The 16689-nt window shown below is 58.8% G+C and carries 14 protein-coding genes; 5 read left to right on the top strand and 9 right to left on the bottom strand.

The window, feature by feature from the left end; genetic code table 11:
• The 7 genes from H5T64_12830 to secD form a co-directional block, all read right to left on the bottom strand.
• Positions 1–137: aldo/keto reductase (locus H5T64_12830; GenBank protein ID MBC7265221.1), on the bottom strand; the 137-nt coding region annotated here is incomplete at its 3' end.
• Positions 138–139: 2 nt separating this feature from the next.
• The gene (locus H5T64_12825; protein MBC7265220.1) at positions 140–598 is read right to left on the bottom strand and encodes a C_GCAxxG_C_C family protein; all 459 of its coding nucleotides are present in this window, start codon (positions 596–598) and stop codon (positions 140–142) included.
• A 65-nt stretch (positions 599–663) separates the two neighbouring features.
• A complete protein-coding gene (locus tag H5T64_12820) occupies positions 664–2433 on the bottom strand; it encodes a sugar phosphorylase (GenBank protein MBC7265219.1) in 1770 nt (589 codons plus the stop codon).
• Positions 2427–3731, bottom strand: coding sequence for a glycosyltransferase family 4 protein (locus H5T64_12815; GenBank protein MBC7265218.1), 1305 nt, complete (start codon positions 3729–3731; stop codon positions 2427–2429). The genes H5T64_12820 and H5T64_12815 overlap by 7 nt, the downstream gene beginning before the upstream one ends.
• Before the next feature lie 99 nt (positions 3732–3830).
• Positions 3831–4937 (bottom strand): tRNA 4-thiouridine(8) synthase ThiI, encoded by a 1107-nt coding sequence (gene thiI, locus H5T64_12810; protein MBC7265217.1) that lies wholly within the window; start codon positions 4935–4937, stop codon positions 3831–3833.
• A gap of 97 nt (positions 4938–5034) precedes the next feature.
• Complete coding sequence (secF, locus tag H5T64_12805) at positions 5035–5973, bottom strand: protein translocase subunit SecF (GenBank protein ID MBC7265216.1); 939 nt, start codon at positions 5971–5973, stop codon at positions 5035–5037.
• Between the two features lie 15 nt (positions 5974–5988).
• Positions 5989–7491, bottom strand: coding sequence for a protein translocase subunit SecD (gene secD, locus H5T64_12800; GenBank protein ID MBC7265215.1), 1503 nt, complete (start codon positions 7489–7491; stop codon positions 5989–5991).
• A gap of 350 nt (positions 7492–7841) precedes the next feature.
• On the opposite strand from secD, the gene H5T64_12795 reads away from it, so the two are divergent.
• The 5 genes from H5T64_12795 to H5T64_12775 are packed head-to-tail and all read left to right on the top strand — an operon-like array spanning position 7842 to position 12808.
• On the top strand, positions 7842–8666 hold the full coding sequence (locus tag H5T64_12795; protein ID MBC7265214.1) for a YncE family protein: 825 nt from the start codon (positions 7842–7844) through the stop codon (positions 8664–8666).
• An 8-nt stretch (positions 8667–8674) separates the two neighbouring features.
• Positions 8675–8821 carry a hypothetical protein gene (locus tag H5T64_12790; GenBank protein MBC7265213.1) on the top strand — a complete coding sequence of 49 codons (147 nt, stop codon included), beginning with the start codon at positions 8675–8677 and terminating at the stop codon, positions 8819–8821.
• A gap of 36 nt (positions 8822–8857) precedes the next feature.
• On the top strand, positions 8858–10111 hold the full coding sequence (locus H5T64_12785; protein MBC7265212.1) for a hypothetical protein: 1254 nt from the start codon (positions 8858–8860) through the stop codon (positions 10109–10111).
• 10 nt (positions 10112–10121) lie between these two features.
• A complete protein-coding gene (locus tag H5T64_12780) occupies positions 10122–10733 on the top strand; it encodes a hypothetical protein (GenBank protein MBC7265211.1) in 612 nt (203 codons plus the stop codon).
• 5 nt (positions 10734–10738) lie between these two features.
• A complete protein-coding gene (locus tag H5T64_12775) occupies positions 10739–12808 on the top strand; it encodes a hypothetical protein (GenBank protein MBC7265210.1) in 2070 nt (689 codons plus the stop codon).
• Positions 12809–12901: 93 nt separating this feature from the next.
• Here the strand turns inward: H5T64_12775 and H5T64_12770 are convergent, their stop codons facing one another.
• A complete protein-coding gene (locus H5T64_12770; GenBank protein ID MBC7265209.1) occupies positions 12902–14140 on the bottom strand; it encodes a hypothetical protein in 1239 nt (412 codons plus the stop codon).
• 197 nt (positions 14141–14337) lie between these two features.
• Positions 14338–16689 (bottom strand): Eco57I restriction-modification methylase domain-containing protein (locus tag H5T64_12765; protein ID MBC7265208.1); only part of this gene is annotated, 2352 nt, incomplete at its 5' end.

Here is a 16689-nt window from a genome sequence, read left to right as displayed (position 1 = left end):
ATGCCTCGATCCAGCGCCGTGTTCAAGATCTCTACGGCTTGCTCTTCACTGCAGCCCTCCTCGTCCACGATGCGTTGGGCACCGAAACTGAGGATGGGCAGGCTCACCCCGGTCTTGCCAAACGGTCGAGTTTCCATGGTCAACCTCCACCTGCATCTGCGGTCGCCAACATCTGCCCGATGATCTCTGCCGCATCCCGAACTAATTTCGGACAGACAGTAGTGAAGACTTCCCTCTCCCTGGCCAGCGCCAGCCCCTCCGGAGTGCTGATATCATAGCCCAGTAGCTCTTTGCATCTGATCGAGCCATTACGGGACGTGAACCTATCCGCAAACTCCCTCACCAAAGCGTATGCTGTTTCCCTGGCCTGATCATCTTCCGCCCTTATCTTACCATATTTGAGCCCGATGAGCATAAAGGCACCGGTTACCGCCCCGCATACTTCGCCCAGGCGCCCCATACCACCGCCAAATGCCCCTGCTATCCTCAGGGCCATTTCGCGGTCCAGACCAAACCGAGGAGCATACGTTGATAACACCGCTTGGGCACAACTGAAACCTTCATTGAAGCAGGCAAGCGCACGTTCTATCTCGGTCATACCCCCACACCTCCAATTCTACCTGTTATCTGAACCGGACGCGAATCCGGAACAAACGATAGCCCTTAGCGCGGTCGGCTCTCCCTTAGCCACAGCACTCCATAGCCAGGCACAGTCATCGTCAAGCCAGCACAGGTTGTTGTCGAGAATTGCTTTCCGGAGACGAGGTCCACTAATGCGGTATTTGCCCGGAACCCCGCATCCGCAAGATCGGCGTGGAATGTCTGCGGCACAGGGGAGACGTTGTGAACACATAGCACCCGACTGGACTCGTCTGGGGCTGTGCGCACGAGGCAGAACAAGGCCGGATGGACAGCCAGAACGCGCTGGTCACCGTTGGGGTGAAAGGCCAACTCACTGCTCCGGGCCTTGATCAGAGCCCGATAGCGGTGGAAAACCTGGTAACGGGTGGATGATGGATCCATCAATTCGGCCTCCAACGCGAATCTCTGGAACTTCTGGCGATTGATGGTGCGATAATGGCCCGTTTGGGCCACCCCCTCCCGCCAATTGCGGCTGCCGAAGAGACTGTGAACGTAGATCCCCGGTACCCCGGCCAGACTGAGCAGAATAGCCTGGGAGGCCATGAAGCGGTCCACCTGGATAGACTGTGGCTCATCGGCGTTAGGGTCGTTCAGGGCATCGAAATAGACGATGTTCAACTCGTAAGGGCTCCGGCTGCCGTCAGGGTTGGCTCGATAGGAGACGTAACCACCGTGGGCTTCGGCCAGGGCAACCAACTCAGCGATTTGCTCTTTGCTCAGGATTCCTTCAACAGGGCGCAAGCCGATCCCGTCGTGGGAGGCCAAGAAGTTGAGGAACGTAGTGCGAGGTGAGGGGGTCTTCAGCCCGGCAGCCCAACGCTGCAGGCAAGTGGCATCGGCGGTGTGAAACGCGTGCCATGTGAGTGGCGGCAACGGGAACTGATACACCAACTGGGCTTCGTCGGTGCCATCACCGAGGTAACAAATGTTCTCGGTGTGGGGAACATTGGTCTCAGTGACGAGGAGCACCCCAGGTGCTACCGCATCTAGCACAGCCCGGAATAGTTTTACCACCCGATGGGTTTGGGGCAGGTGAATGCAAGGGGTGCCGTGCTCTTTCCACAGGAAAGCAATGGCATCCAGACGAATCAACCCTGCCCCTTGCTCCACGTAAAATAGTAGCACCTCGATCATCTCCAGCAGTACCTGCGGATTGGCGTAGTTGAGGTCCATCTGGTCCTCGCTGAAAGTAGTCCACACGTACTCCGTGCCGTGGGCTGTCTCCACTGCCGACCACAATGGCAGGGCGCGTGGGCGGACCACCTGCGACAAGTCAGTCGAAGGGTCTACCTTTATAAAGTAGTCCGTGTAGGGCGGCTGGTCATGGAGAAAGCCCTGGAACCAGGCACTATGCCGGGAGATGTGGTTGATGACTGCGTCGAACATCAGACGAAAGTGCTGGCCCAGGCGATGGATGTCTTCCCAACTGCCGAGATGGGGGTCCACCGCTTTGTAATCTATGACCGAGAAGCCATCGTCGGAGGAATAGGGATAGAAAGGCAAGATATGAACGCCGCGCAGAAAATCACCGGCCAGTGCGGTCAACACTTCGTCCAGGCTCTGCAGAGGAGGCTTGTCCGGCTCCTGAATCTGATCGCCATAGGTGACCAAGAAGACGTCACGCTCGTCCAGCCAGTCCGTCGCGAGAGACGGAGCCTGTAATCGCGGGTTGCGCCGTCGAAACGCCTCCAAGCGCGCAGCGAGCAACGGCCAGAGTCGGGCACCCTGCTCTGCACCATAAAGAAACGTTAAATGCTCGCGAATCCGATCCTCAGGGCCGGTCCTCACAATCGCTTATATCCCCCATACCCGCCAGCCTGCTGTAGCACTCGGAGGCGCGCGGATATGAGGGTGCTCAGGCGAGTTTCCAGCGTGCGATATGAGTAGTATAGGCGACCGAGTTCGTAGTTGTGCTCGGTCATCTCGGCCACCAAATCCGCATCGCCCAGCACAGCGCGGGCCTGGCGAACAGTCTCCTCCGTGATGAAGTCGCCGAATCCGATTACCCTGAAACCTTTGGGCTGAATATCGGTCTTGAAAATCTCGTAGGTGCTCATCACGATCGGCCGTCGGTAGTAGATAGTCTCCAGAAAGGCGTTGCCAAAACCCTCTACCCTGGAGGGATAGGTAACCAGATCAGCCTGCTGGTAAATGTCGGACATAGAGTAGATCTTTCGCCCATCTTCTGTCTGACCGCGGGAATGGTTCATGATGTCGGATGCCAAAATCACCCGCACGCCCATGAGATTGGCGTAGTCCAACAAATAGTCCTGGTAGGCGTAGCCCTCATCGCCAGGAGTGTGGGAGATCACCAGAGCGCATTTCAGGTCCAGTCGGCGCGCCAATTCAATGGCGAGTTCGATGCGCTTGCGGGGGACGATCCGTGTCGGCTGGAGCAGCAGATACTCATCGGGGCGGAGGCCAAGCGCTGACCGGAGGTCGGCGGCATAGGCATCTGGCTTTGTCGGTGGCGAATCGAAATCCATCACGTTGGGTACCAGCGTAGAAGTCGCCCCTGTGCGAAGTGCCAACTGACGACCGGCGAATGAATTGATGACCACGTGATGGATCGACCGCAGGGTGGGCGGAAAGGCGGCACGCAAGTAGTCATCGGCAGCGGTAATGGCGTAACGCTCTCGTTCCCAGGCGAAGTCGTGGTGGTGAGCAACAGTTGGAAAGTAGTTCTCCGCAATGAACTCTGTGAGCGCCAGGCCCAGGGGAACGTTCATCGGCAGCGACAGGGCGTTCTCTGCGATCAGCAAATCCACGTGGAATTGACGCACGAATTCGTACAGGTGCTTTTTCAAGTGGGACTTGAGGTCCTGGACCTTCTGGGAGGTCTCCAGGGAGCGGGTGTAGTTGTCGAACAGGTCGGCGTTCAGGGCTTGGATCTCGGGATGCTTGAAGTGTGCTTCCGGCACCACATAACTGTGATCGGCTGGCCATTCCGATTCGCCAGCGAAGAAGAAACACTCGTAGCCGAACCCAGTCAATATCCGGACCCACTTTGCTACTTCCAGAGAGACACCGTCCGTGCCCGCCAAGCGGGTGGATACAAAACCGATTCGATTTTTGTCCGATGCCACCATCCGTATCCTCCCGAAATCTTTCAGCTGCTGTTTCCGCGTCATCCTTCTCGCCGCTCTTCCTTTTTCCAAACAGCCTATTGAACATACCCATCTTCTTCCTTACTCCTCCAGTCGGGCCATAATCTCCAGTAGTCGGGGCAAAGTCGTCTCGGTGAGAGGGTTGGCAGGGACGTAGCGGCAACGGGGAGATTTGCGGGTGGAAATGTCGAATGTTCCGATGCGCCGGGCCAGGGCCATGGTCTCCACCTTGTCCATGCCGATGAGCGGACGCAGAATGGGCTTGTCCAGTCCGTATGAGATGGCGCGCAAGTTCGCCAGGGTTTGGCTGGCCACCTGTCCCAGGCTCTCGCCGGTAACGATCCCCTCTGCCCGGTGCTGATCGGCCACCTCAGAGGCCTTTGTTAGCAGCGTGCGCTTGCAGAAAACGCACGTCCAGCGCTCCTCGCCCATCGCCCGCAGCCGCTCGTACACCGGCCCGAACACCTCGGCGTGGTCGAGCACGATGGGCTTGATCCGCCAGCCGTAGGCGTAACTTTGCAACACCTCGCACATCTCGAAGAACTTCGCCAGTTCCTCCTCGTTCTGTTTGAAATGGACCGGGATGATACCGCAGCCGCGTTTCATCATCAGCCAGGCGGCGATGGGGGAATCAATCCCGCCGGAGACGAGGGCTACCAGACGGCCCTGAGTGTTGAGCGGCAGTCCGCCCGGCCCAGGGAGCGTCTGACTGTACACGATGGCCTGCGTGCTTTCGATCTCCACGCCAATGGTAACGGCAGCGCGATCCGAGAGGTCCACTGGCGCTGCGGTGAGATCCTGTACCTCCGCCCCCAGTTCGTGTTCCAACTGGGGCGAAGTGAGGGGAAATCTCTTGTCAGCTCGCCGGGCGCGGATGCGGAAACTGACCTCCGGCCCCAACTGAGAGAGCGCGATCCGGCGCACCTCCGCACGGATGCACTCCAAATCCTTGGGGACGGCAATCCCCGCGCTCACCGAGGTCACTCCGAAGATGCGCGCCAGATGTGGCAGGATGGCCGACGCCTCGGCGGTGTACACAATGAGACGGCTATCTTCCTCCCGAATTTGACCGGTCACACCGTGTTGTTTCAGGCAATCGCGGACGTTGTGCCGCAACCGACGGAGAAAGAACGGACGGTTGTGCCCCTTCAGCCATAGTTCACCGTAACGGAGCAGTACCAATTCCATCTCATTGCTCTTTCGCAAAACAACAATAGCCCTGCTTCGATCCCGGGCTATTGTGGAATCCTACCTCGCATCCCTTGCGCCCCACGGCTTCTCGTCCCTAAGCCTGGGCGGGCCGGCCCCTCAGACGGGCGAAAAATTGACCGATCTCGTTCTTCTCCCAGACTACGAGCAATGGCACGGCATTGCAAATGGAGGAATACGTGCCGCTGAGCAGGCCGACGATCAGCACGGTCACGAATTGTTTCATCGTCGCCCCGCCGAAGAAAAAGATGGCGATCAACACGAAAATGGCATTGAGTTGTGTGGCCAGCGAACGGTGCAATGTCTCCAGCAGGCTGCGGTTCACCACCAACTCAAAAGGCTCCCCTCGGCACTTGGGAATATTCTCGCGGATGCGGTCGAATACCACAATCGTATCCTGCACGGAGAAACCGATCACGGTCAGGATGGCGGTGAGGAAAAGGGCATCCACCTCCCACCCCAAGGCCAAACCCAGGATGGAGAACACCCCCACGGCCACCAGGATGTCGTGTATCATGGCCGCCACGGCACAGATGCCGTAGCGTATGGCGTTTGGCACGCTGCGGAAAGCGAAGATCAGATACATGATGATCGCCCCAGCAGCCGCGAGCACCGCCAGCGCGGCGCTTCTCGTCACTTCCCGCCCTACGGTTGGGCCCACGAACTCATAACGGAGTTCCGTCAGCGGACCGAACTTCTCCCGTAACTCATCTTGGATGAGCACCTTCGTCGCAGAATCCAGGGGTTTGGAACGGACCAACACCGTGCGCTGATCCACAGTAGTCTGCACCATTGTGTCACTGTAGTCGTGGGCTACAAACACGGCTCGCACGTCCCCAGGTGCGACGGGCTGCTGGAACTGCAGTTCCATCAATGCCCCGCCGGTGAAATCAATGCTCAGCCGCAGGGGTGTCCCGAAGCGGGCCATCGAGACCATCATAGCAATCAGCCCGGGAATGATGACCAGGGCAGAGATCAAGAAGAACCAGTAGCGTTTGCCAACAATATCTAACATAAACCCTCCTCTATCTCATGCGCCCAAGAGCCAATGTACCTCGCGCAGGCGCTCACCGCCGAGGGCGAAGGCGAAGCGCATCAGCGTGCGAGTAACAATGACCGCTGTGAACATGCTCACCGCCACACCGATGAACAATGTGACGGCGAACCCCTGCACCACGCTGGCCCCGAAATTCGAGCCAAAGCCCCACAGGATCGCGCAGGTGATCAGAGTGGAGATGTTGGAATCGCGGATGGAGGTCCACGCCCGAGCGAAGCCAGCCTCAATGGAGGCTTTGAGAGCGCGGCCACGCCGCAATTCCTCTTTCATACGCTCGAAGATCAGGATATTGGCATCCACCGCCATGCCCACGGAGAGCAGGAACCCGGTTATCCCCGGCAGGGTCAGGGTGACGGGGATCAGTTTGAAGAGTGATACGCTCACCAGGCCGTAGATGACCAGGGCTATGTCGGCCAAGACACCGGGCAGGCGATAATATACCAGCATAAAGGTGAGCACGATGATGACGCCGATGATGCCCGCCGTAGTGCTGCGGCGTATCGAGTCCTGACCCAAAGTAGGCCCCACCTGGCGGGTGGAGATAATCTTGAGTGGCACAGGCAACGCACCGTAGCGTAACTGGATCACGATGGACTGCGCTTCGGACAACGGGAAATCGCCGGTGATGCGGCCACTGCCCTCGGGGATCGCGGTCTCAATGACCGGGCAGGAGATGACCTCGCCGTCCAAGACAATGGCCAGGTAGCGACCTACATTGGCTGCGGTGTGGGCAGCGAAAATCTTGGCTCCCTCATCGGTGAGTTGAAAATGAATCTCCGGCTTCTTGGTCAGATCGTCCAGTGCCACCACGGCCGCTTTCAGATCCTTCCCGGTCATAACCGTGTGGAAGATGCGCTCTGCCGGCGTCGGGGTAGGCTGGACCGTGGGAGTAAGGTCGGCCTGGGGCGTAGGCGAGAGCGCAGCGGTGGCCGTGGGGGTCGCGGTGGGCTCTTGGGTCGCCGTGGCCGTGGGCGATGGGCCCTCAGTAGGCGTCAGGACCGGTGTGGGCACCACAGGCCCTACCTCCCCCGTCTCGTGATAACTGGTCTTGATGCGAGCGCCTACCGGCAGCCTGGTCAGGCCAGCGTCCACAAACTCCAGGAGACCCGTCTGTTGGAAGGTGGATATCGCGTGCTCCGGGTCGGCGACGCCGGGGAGTTGGACGATGATGCGGTTGCCGCCTGCTTGCTGGACCAGGGGTTCGGCCACACCCAGGCTGTTCACACGTTTCTCGACGATGCTTTTTGCCACTTGCATCGTTTCTGTTGTTACCTCTTGGCCTTCGGCCGGGTCTGCTTCGAGGAACACTTCCATGCCCCCTTGCAGATCCAGCCCCTGGTGGATGCGGATATCGCGGTCAATCACCAGAGGCCCGGCTTTGATGTGGATGCCCGAGTTGTTGGGATTCACCACCCAAGCGGCGACCAAGGTCAAGAGAACGATGGCGATCAACAGGCTAACGTCGCGTTGTTGCATAAACGCACTCCTTCTATGCAGAGATGAGAGCAAAGAACTGCCACACCCGCCTGGGGTGTGGCCCAAGGGATGTCAGGAGACTATAGACTCCAAAGACTGTGCGCAATTATAACCCAATTCCCCATGCCTGTCAACCACAGCCCTGGCCCTGTTGACCTCTGCGCGATTCGGTGATATAATGGCAACGTAAAGTGAGAGGGCTGCCCAGCGGCAGACCATATTGCAGCCACGGGTACTTCGGGGCAGCGCCACCTGTTCACAAACACCTGGAATTGGGAAACGCGAATCCCTGATTCGCCAAGTGAAGCGCGAAGCCGAGTGTAACTCGGGCTATCGCCGAAGGAGAAAAAATGGATGTCCCGAAGTTGGCCCAGAAGATAGTTGGCAGCACGTTGGTTCTGTTCCTCTTAGTCGGGTGTCGCCCTCCCGCAGCCACACCCACCCCAGTACCCCCTGCAAAGCCCACCGAGGCTCCTCGTATGCCCACAGCCGCCCCACCGGCAACAGCGATGGAATTTGATACACCCTCCTCTTTCCCCACGGGACTAACCTGGGATGGACAATATCTGTGGAACTGCGACTTCAACAGCGAAACCATTTACGCCATTGACCCTGCTGATGGAAGTGTGATCAAGTCCTTCCGCGCTCCAGGCACCGATCCGGAGGGGTTAACATGGGATGGCAAATACCTGTGGCATGTAGATAGCGGTAACTCTTACACCTTGGGTTGCGCACAGGCGAAACTGTACATCTACAAAATAGACCCCCGGAGTGGAGAGGCTGTCCAGAAGTTTGAAGCCCCCGGTCCGGGATGTAATGCGGAGGATCTGGCCTGGGATGGAACTTACCTGTGGTATGTGGACGGGGGAAAGGAAGAGAAGACCGATGGCACCAGCAGCATCTACAAGATTGACCCCGATAGTGGCAGGATAGTAGCAAATTTCGACACCCCTGGAGAGCACCCCTCTGGAATAGCCTGGGACGGTTCCTATCTGTGGCTCAGCGACTACGCACTGGCGAGGATCTACAAAATCGACCCTCGGAGTGGGAACGTAGTGAGCAGCCTGGACGCCCTGAGCGATTACCCTGGGGGCCTGGCTTGGGATGGCAGATATCTGTGGTGTGCTGATTGGAGGTCGGGCAAGATTTACCGTATGGATGTCGGAGGAGAGTAGGTCGGCCTATGCACTATCTGAAGGCTTTGATCGTCGCCGTTCTGGCTGGCCTGGTCGGCTCCGGATTTATGCTGCTCCTCGGGGTCAGTGAGTCCACCGCCGCCATAGTGGGGGCAGCGGTTACGGTTCACGGCAATCCACAGCCCTCGGGCTGAATTTGCTCAGCACACCTGAGCAATTGGAGGCAGAAAATGACACACCCTCATTCGGCCGGGCGGGTCCTCCATTGGCTTCTGGGGATCACCATCCTGCTGGGTCTCGCAGGGCCAGGGTCAATGGCGAACCCCGGCGTGGCTTACCTCAATCCTGCCCTCTCTTTGGCTTTCGACCAGAACCCCGGCACCTATCTCCCTCGAGAGAACGATATCATCCTCGTCACGGCCGATACAGGCATAGCCGTCGCTGTGGACGTTACTTTCGAACTCACGCAGCACGATCAGTTCACATTCGCCGATGGTACCACCTCGGCGCATACCATTAGAACAAATCCCCTTACCGGCAAGGCATCCATTGAGATCAAAAGCATCAGTTACTTTGGCGTGGCCAAAGTGAAGGCCACCGTGGGCCTCGACTGGGATGAGCAGCAGATCCCCAGGGACTCGGACAACGACGGCATTGCCGACTTCTGGGAAATCACCAACGGCGGCACAGACAAGGCAAACAGCGCTGATGACGAAGAGGTGGCAGGGATAGATCAGAAAGGCGATGGCTTCACCAAAGAAGACGAGTACAGAGGATATACCGTCGGAGGAACGCACTACCGCATGGATCCGACCAAGAAAGAACTGTTCTTCAACACTTCATCCACGGCCACAGAGAAGGATTTCGCCAAGCAAGGTTTGACAAGCCTGGGGCTCACAGTCATCGAGGTGCCCGAAGACCCAACCTTTCTGGGCAGCACCGTAAGGACGGCGCTGCAAGTGGCAAAAGATACTTATCGATCCCTCAACACAGATGGGGACATGGTGGCGCCGAACGGAACCGTCCATGATGTCGAGGTCATATTCGGTGTAGCGCCCCTGGACAAGGGACAGGGGACCGCTACCGTCTATGAAGAGGCGATCTACAATCTCTGGAATAAGAACGGTGTTGACGAAACGGTCACGAAAGTGTTCAAATGGAACCAGACCACACAAGCGGGAGAAGAGGAACTGGTGGCCGTCTTCAATAACACCGATCTCGATGGGGATGGGGCGCTGACCAGTAGGATCAACGTCTTTGACCTCATGGCTCCCGCCGGCAGCGGCAACGACGCCATTGACGGCAAAATACACGGGACAACGGAGACCGAGTTGCGAAAGAGAACGAGCCGCCACGAGGCTGGACACGTCGTTGGCATCCCCCACACACCATTCGGGACATCCAGCGTGATGCGGCAGGGCATCGGCCCCGGGAAAACAGACGATTTCGATGCGCAAGACAAGCGCCAGGTGAAACTGAAGTAGGAGGTGGGCCGTGAAGCCGAATCACAATTGCCAAGAACATAAGGCCCTGCGCGCGGGCTTGCTCCTGTTCGCAATCTGTCCCATGCTGATAACTTCCTGCGGTGGCGCACGGCCTGTCACACTAACACCAGCCATCGTCGTCAAAGAGGCCACGGTTCCACCTCAACCGGTGGTCCAACCAGTCCCCTTCCACTTCGGTTCGAGAGAGACGTTGCGCTTAGAGGCAAGCCTGGACCAAGATACCTACAGCCCAGGCTGGCCGATTGAACTGACCATCCAACTGACCAATGAATCCAGCGAGAGCCTCGATATCTTCCTTCCTCTCTCGTCGGCGGTCTTCATCGAAGTCTTCGGCCCAGATGGCTACCCGCTTCCGCTTAGAGACACCTATGATTTGTCGGCAAATCTGAGCGGAACCGAATCCGTCGCCCCCGGGGCAACAGTTCAGGAGATGTGCGACCTGTTTGACCGCTACGAATTCGGCGATCTCCGCGGTGAATTTCGCGTGCGCGTCTCGTACAGCATCTTCAGGTATATCACCGTGGAAAAGGAGGGGCGATTGGTGCCGGGCGCCGAGGTGATAGATACCCTCACCATCGAAAAAGGCTTCCAAATCATCTGACCTCTATGACAGACTCGAGATCCCGCTATTTTGCTGTCCTGCTCATCGCCCTGCTAGCCCTCGCCCTGCGCTGGCGAGCAGTGTTGATGCTGCCGGTGGACTACGACGAGCCAATCTACATGGAGGCTGCCTCCCAGTACGCTTCGGCCATCAGGGCTGGGGACTGGCCCAGGCTGATCGCCAATCGCCATACCCTCGAGCACCCGCCCCTGGTCAAGTTGCTCTACGCAGCCGGCATTCTGCTCCGTGGCGGCGGGCGTGAGGGACTGACGACGGCCCGCATCATCTCGCTCGTGTTCGGTGTGCTGCAGGTGGCGCTATTGGCCCTATTGAACCCGATCGCCGGCTTCTTTCTGGCCATTCACACTATGGCCATCAAGTACACTTCGCAGGCCTACCTGGAGGCTCTCCCCGCCTTCACGTCGCTTCTGACTATCGTGGCCTACGAGAGAAGCGCGCCCCAGAAGAGCAGCCTCAATGGCTGGCTCATTCTCTCCGCCATCGCCCTCGGTGTAACGGCAGCATCCAAGTATCCCTATCTGGTTGTCGGCTTGGTGTTGGTACCCTTCCTGGCCTGGCACAATCGGCAGCGGTTCTGGAACGTGCTGCTATTCACCGGCATCGCCTTGCTCGTGTTCTTGGCGCTGGACATCCAGATTTGGGCTGATCCGGTCGGCCGTCTGTTAGAGTCCATCCTTTACCACCCCGCCTATTCGCAGAGTGCATACGTGGTGCGGCAACATCTCCCGTGGTGGCAGCCACTCTATTATCTCTCACACTCCATCCCCTGGCACCCCGGTGTCTTCCTCCTCTCATGGGATACCATCATATTGGGGCTGGCCATGCTGGGTATTCCTTTCCTCTACCGCCGCCAGCCCATCTATGTGCTATGGTTGCTGCTGGGTGTGGGCGTGTTGCTACTCTGGCCTACGAGGTGGCCGCAGTACACGCTGATCGTCGGGGCTCCGCTGTGCCTCTCCGCCGGCACGCTGCTTATGAGCGGCGTAGAGTGGCTGGACCAACACACGAACGTGATGCGCACACTGCGCACCCTCGCTCCTGACCGGCCAACCTGGCTCTTCGGGTCGGTGGTGGCCTTGGGCCTCTTGATCGGCTTCACCTACTTCCAGTTGCAATACGCACAGTGGATGAAGGACTGGAAATATTATGTCACGAGCAACTCCGGCCTTCCCAGCAACACGGTGCGCGCCCTGGCTGTAGGCCGTGAGGGAGGCGTCTGGGTGGGCACAGAACGGGGCGCAGCGCACTTCCAAGATGGCGATTGGGTCGTTTACTCCACTGCGAACTCCGGCTTGGTCAACGACAACGTCCGCGCGGTGGCGATGGACAGCGCGGGGCGCGTGTGGTTCGGCACCGATGGCGGCGTCAGCGTGCTGGACGGCGGCGAGTGGCGGAGTTACACCACCCAGAACTCCGGCCTGATCCATGACCACGTGCTATGCATTGCGCCTATGCTACCTTCGGCCCAATCCGGCCAGGCGATAGGCGCAGTCTGGTTCGGCACAGAGAACGGCGTCAGTTACTTCGATGGGCAGCGGTGGAAAAACTATACACCGGAGAACTCCGGCCTGGCTGGGGCCAGGGTCTTATCCATAGCGATGGACGCTCGTGGACGCATCTGGTTCGGCACATGGGGTGGCCTCAGCGTCTTGGACGGGGAGGCGTGGACCTCCTACACCACCCGCAACTCAGGGCTAACGTTCGATACTGTTTCCTCGGTGGTCATTGACAGCCAGGGGCGAATCTGGTGCGGCACGCTCGACGGCGTCAGCACCTTCGACGGCCAGGCCTGGCGCACCTACAACATGACGAACCTGACGCTGCCCTTCAACACGGCCACGGTGATGGCCATGGACCATCGGGGGCAGATATGGGTGGGTGCGGATTTCCCCACCGGCCCCATTGGCGGCGCGGCTATGTACGACGGAGAGAAGTGGCACAACTACAGCCAGTACTTCTCGCAGGCTCCTTTGCGCGCCATCGTCGCGGACGGCGAGGGCATCTGGTTCGGGAGCCTGCTGGATGGCATCCGCGTGTACGAGGGGTTCCAGTAGGGGCAGGCCTTGTGCCTGCCCAGGGGCACCCACAGTAGGGGCAGGCCTTGTGCCTGCCCAAGGGCCCCTACCACCCGCCCCTCACCTATCCGATCATCTCTCCGGCCAGATGAATTCCAAAATGCCTTTGGCCTGACGGTAATCGCGCACCATCGGGTTCAACATCAAAGCCCGCAACGCTTTCTCGTAGGAGCCCTCCACGATAGCCTCCACCGCCATTATTTCGTAGGCGCAATTCACCTGGATCATAGCCCGGATGTCTGGGGGCACGTCGGCAGGCGCTAAGGGGTGTGCGCCCGCGCGTCCAACCGTGCAGGGCACCTCGATGATCGCCTCTGGCGGGAGCCAGGAGACAAGGCCGTTGTTCGTCACGTTGACTACATAGGTTCTCCCGTCATCCCGCATCATCGAGAGCAGCGCCGGCACGATGATCTCCTGGTACCACACTGCGCCGCGCTGCGCCAAAATAGCGGGCTTTTCGCCGGAATCCCAGCGACGATAGAACTCCAAGGCGCGTTCCTGCCAGGCAATTAACTCCTCCGCCCGGCAGGGGCGTCCCATCGTCTTGGCCAACATGCGGTCCGGGTGCAGGTAGTACTTCAGATACGGGTGTGGGACGGCACCCATAGCCCGCACCAATTCGGGTTCCACCTCCAGTTTCGGCAGGTCCTCGATGCGCTCCAGTGCCCTGGGCATCAGGTCCTGTCCATTCCACCACACGCCGGTAACCCAGCCGAAGTGGTGCATGCCGAAGTAATCGAAGGAGCACTCCTCATAGGGCACGCCCAGCAGTTCGGCGATGCCCCTCATCAGGGTAACGGGAGCGTCGCAGAGACCGAGGACGTGTACTTTGCTGTAGCGGGTGATCGCATATTGGACGAGGCTGCTGGGATTGGTGAGATTTAGGAGGATAGCCTGGGGGGCCACCTGCTCCAAATGGCGACAATGTTTCAGCACCACCGGTATGGTCCGCAGGGCGTTGCTGAAGCCCCCGGGGCCAACGGTCTCTTCGCCGGGGATGCCGAAATCGCGGGGGAAGGTCTCGTCGAAAGCGCGCCCACTCATCCCACCCACGCGGATCTGGTTCAGCACGTAGTGAGCGCCCTCGACCGCCTCGTCCGGGTTGGTGGTCCAAGTCACGCCCAGGTCCCGGCCGCTGGCCTCCGCCATGCGCCGGCAGACGCCACCGACCAGTTCCAGTTTCTCCGGGTTGCGCCCCCACAACACGACGTCTATGGCCAGGTCGCCCATCTCGTGGCGTAGCGCATCTATGAGTTCGGGCGTGGCGACACCGCTCCCGCCCCAGACCGTGAGTTTGAACCGTTCGACCATCAGCGCCTACTGTCCGTCCATCACTACACCGCAAGAAATCGCTTCCATCGTCCATCCTTGGCTCCGCCCGACGTTAAAACGTCGGGCTAAGATCATCCAAGCCCGGTAAACCGGGCTCCTTAGCCCGCTTTCAGTTGAGTGCTCTCCTTTGTGCTTCCGTCATAGATTACGATAGTAGGACAAATTGACAATTTGTCCTACATCCGTTTGTCCGTTTCCGCGTCCGTTTGCAACCCCTCCACTACCGCCACCTCACCCTCCGTCAGCCCATATAGGCGGTACACGATCAGGTCAATCAGCCGGTCGGTGGCGGCGATGCGGGCCAGCAGGGGCCGCAGTTTGGCCGTGGACACCTCCCACTCCCCTTTGATTCGCTCTGATGCCTCTCGTCCCACCACATCCACCTTCTTGATCTGGCGGCGGTTGGCGTCCAACAGGCGTTGCATCTCCGCCCAGTCGTGCTGGTAGTATCCTCTCAGGTTGGTCTTGAGTCTCCAATCCTCGATGGGCAGGCCCGTGTAGCCCGCCAGCCAGTCCAGGAAGCCCCTGGCCTCGTCCTGCTTCTCCTTGTGCATCTCGATCATCTGCTCGGCCAGGTAGGCCAGCAGGTCGTGGACCACGTCGGCCTGCTCGGGGTCGGCAGTGAGTCGGGCGTCGAGCCAGCGGCCGAGGGGCGAGGCCAGGAAGGCGGCATAGCCCTCACCCCCTGTCCTCCTCTCCCAAGTTTGGGAGAGGGGGCGCCCGAGCGCAGCGAGGGCGGGGGTGAGGGCCGCTTCCACCAGCCCCTTCCCCTCCTCCACCAGCGCCCGCCGCTCCTCCTCCGGCGTGGTGAAGGCGATGCGGCGAATGGGGACTTTACTCAGATTCTTAGGATAGTAATCGTAGATTCCACCACCCAATTGCTTGGCATAGGAATGGTATGTATGCTGGCATAGGCGAGAGTTCAGTAGACCCAGGATATAGTTCAGACTGACATCGGTCGTACTTTTCAGTGCTAGCACGGTAACGTCAATGCTGCCGAGCATCAGCTCAGTATCCAACGAAAATCGATTCTCGGAAGCCCGATACGGAGTGATAAGCTTCGCTGGTTGTAGATGCACGTCAGTGGAATTCATCCATTCCCACCAGTTGTCCTCCGTAACTACCTTGAACGTGCTGCGCCGCGCCATCAACTCATCCTTGTATGCACTGAGGAACGTGTGGGCACCTGGAAAACGTTCTAGTACTTGCTTCTCGGTCAAACCATTTGGAACATACAGGCAGTAACGCTTTGGCACATGGACATATCGCTCGATGTCGCTATTCTTCACAAAGACATGGACAATTTCGCGCTCCAGTGGAACCAGAGCACCATCCGGCAATCGCCCGACAAAACCACTCGGTCCCATTTCAATCCGGCCAACGAAGACCTTATCTCGTCCGCTTTGCATCCCAGCCCGGATAGTAACTAAGTCACCAAGTCGGCAGATTGACCTTTGGTCCAATTCTAGCGGTCGTGACTCTACAAACAAGGCTTGGCCTCGAAGAACAAACCCTTTGTTCGTTGCTAGCCACGCACGGAGTGTATCTTGGTATGGAGCATCGCCTATTTGCTTAAGCTGGTGAGGAGTGTAAGTCGCTTCAAGAAACACACCGTCGTTGCTTGACTTCGCATAGAGTAATATGGAACTGTGTACGCTGTGGTCCTCAAAAACTGGGATGTCTGTGAAGTCGACAAAGATGCGAAGCCCTGGAGCTATCAGCCGGCGAAGTTTTTGGCCACTTGGAGAACGACGGAAGTACCGGGAAGTAATAAACCCTAGTCGTCCCGTCTCCTCTTTGAGAGACTGAATTCCCAATTCAACGAAGTAGTAGAAGATATCGGCGTGCCAATCGTATACTTCGTACCGATGCTGCACATAGATGAGGAAACACTTATCAGATCCCCATATCTTGAAACCATAGTACGGCGGATTTCCCACCACGACATCGAACCCCGGATTCGTCTTCCAATCGCTTCGCTCCAGGTCAATGAAGACCTCCGGGAACTCCAGGTCCCAGTGGAAGAAGCGCTTCTCCTTCCACAGTTGGCGGGCGGTTTGGACAGCCTGTCGGTACTCCGGAGACAGGCCCTGGCCCTCGTTCATCACCGCCCGGAGCGCCTTGGTCCCATAGAGGCGCAGGAACTCATCGGCGTGCTTGTTGCCGAAGTACCTGCTCACCCACAGGTCCAACACCCGCTTGTAGGGCAAGATGGCTCGTTCGAAGTCGGCGTACAACCCGGCGCTCTCCTGCACCTCGTCGAAGGTGGCATCGGTGCGTAGGCCCACTCCACGCATCAACTCGGTGGCCGTCAGGAGCCCGGCGAAAGGCCCGCCGAACATGTCGTACTGGCCCGCGGCTGTCTTCTCTAATTCCGCTCGCACCTCCTGCACCCTCGCCCCGATGAGGGAGTTGCCCACCTTCAGGTGGTGGTCCAGGAAGGAGAGGGGCGCGCCGACGGTGAAACTATCTAGCCATAGGCTCAGTTTGGCCAGTTCCACGGCCATGGGGTTCAGGTCCACCCCGTA

Source organism: Chloroflexota bacterium (assembly GCA_014360825.1).
Taxonomy (GTDB): Bacteria; Chloroflexota; Anaerolineae; order UBA2200; family JACIWT01; genus JACIWT01.
This window is presented reverse-complemented; position numbering and strand designations above follow the sequence as displayed.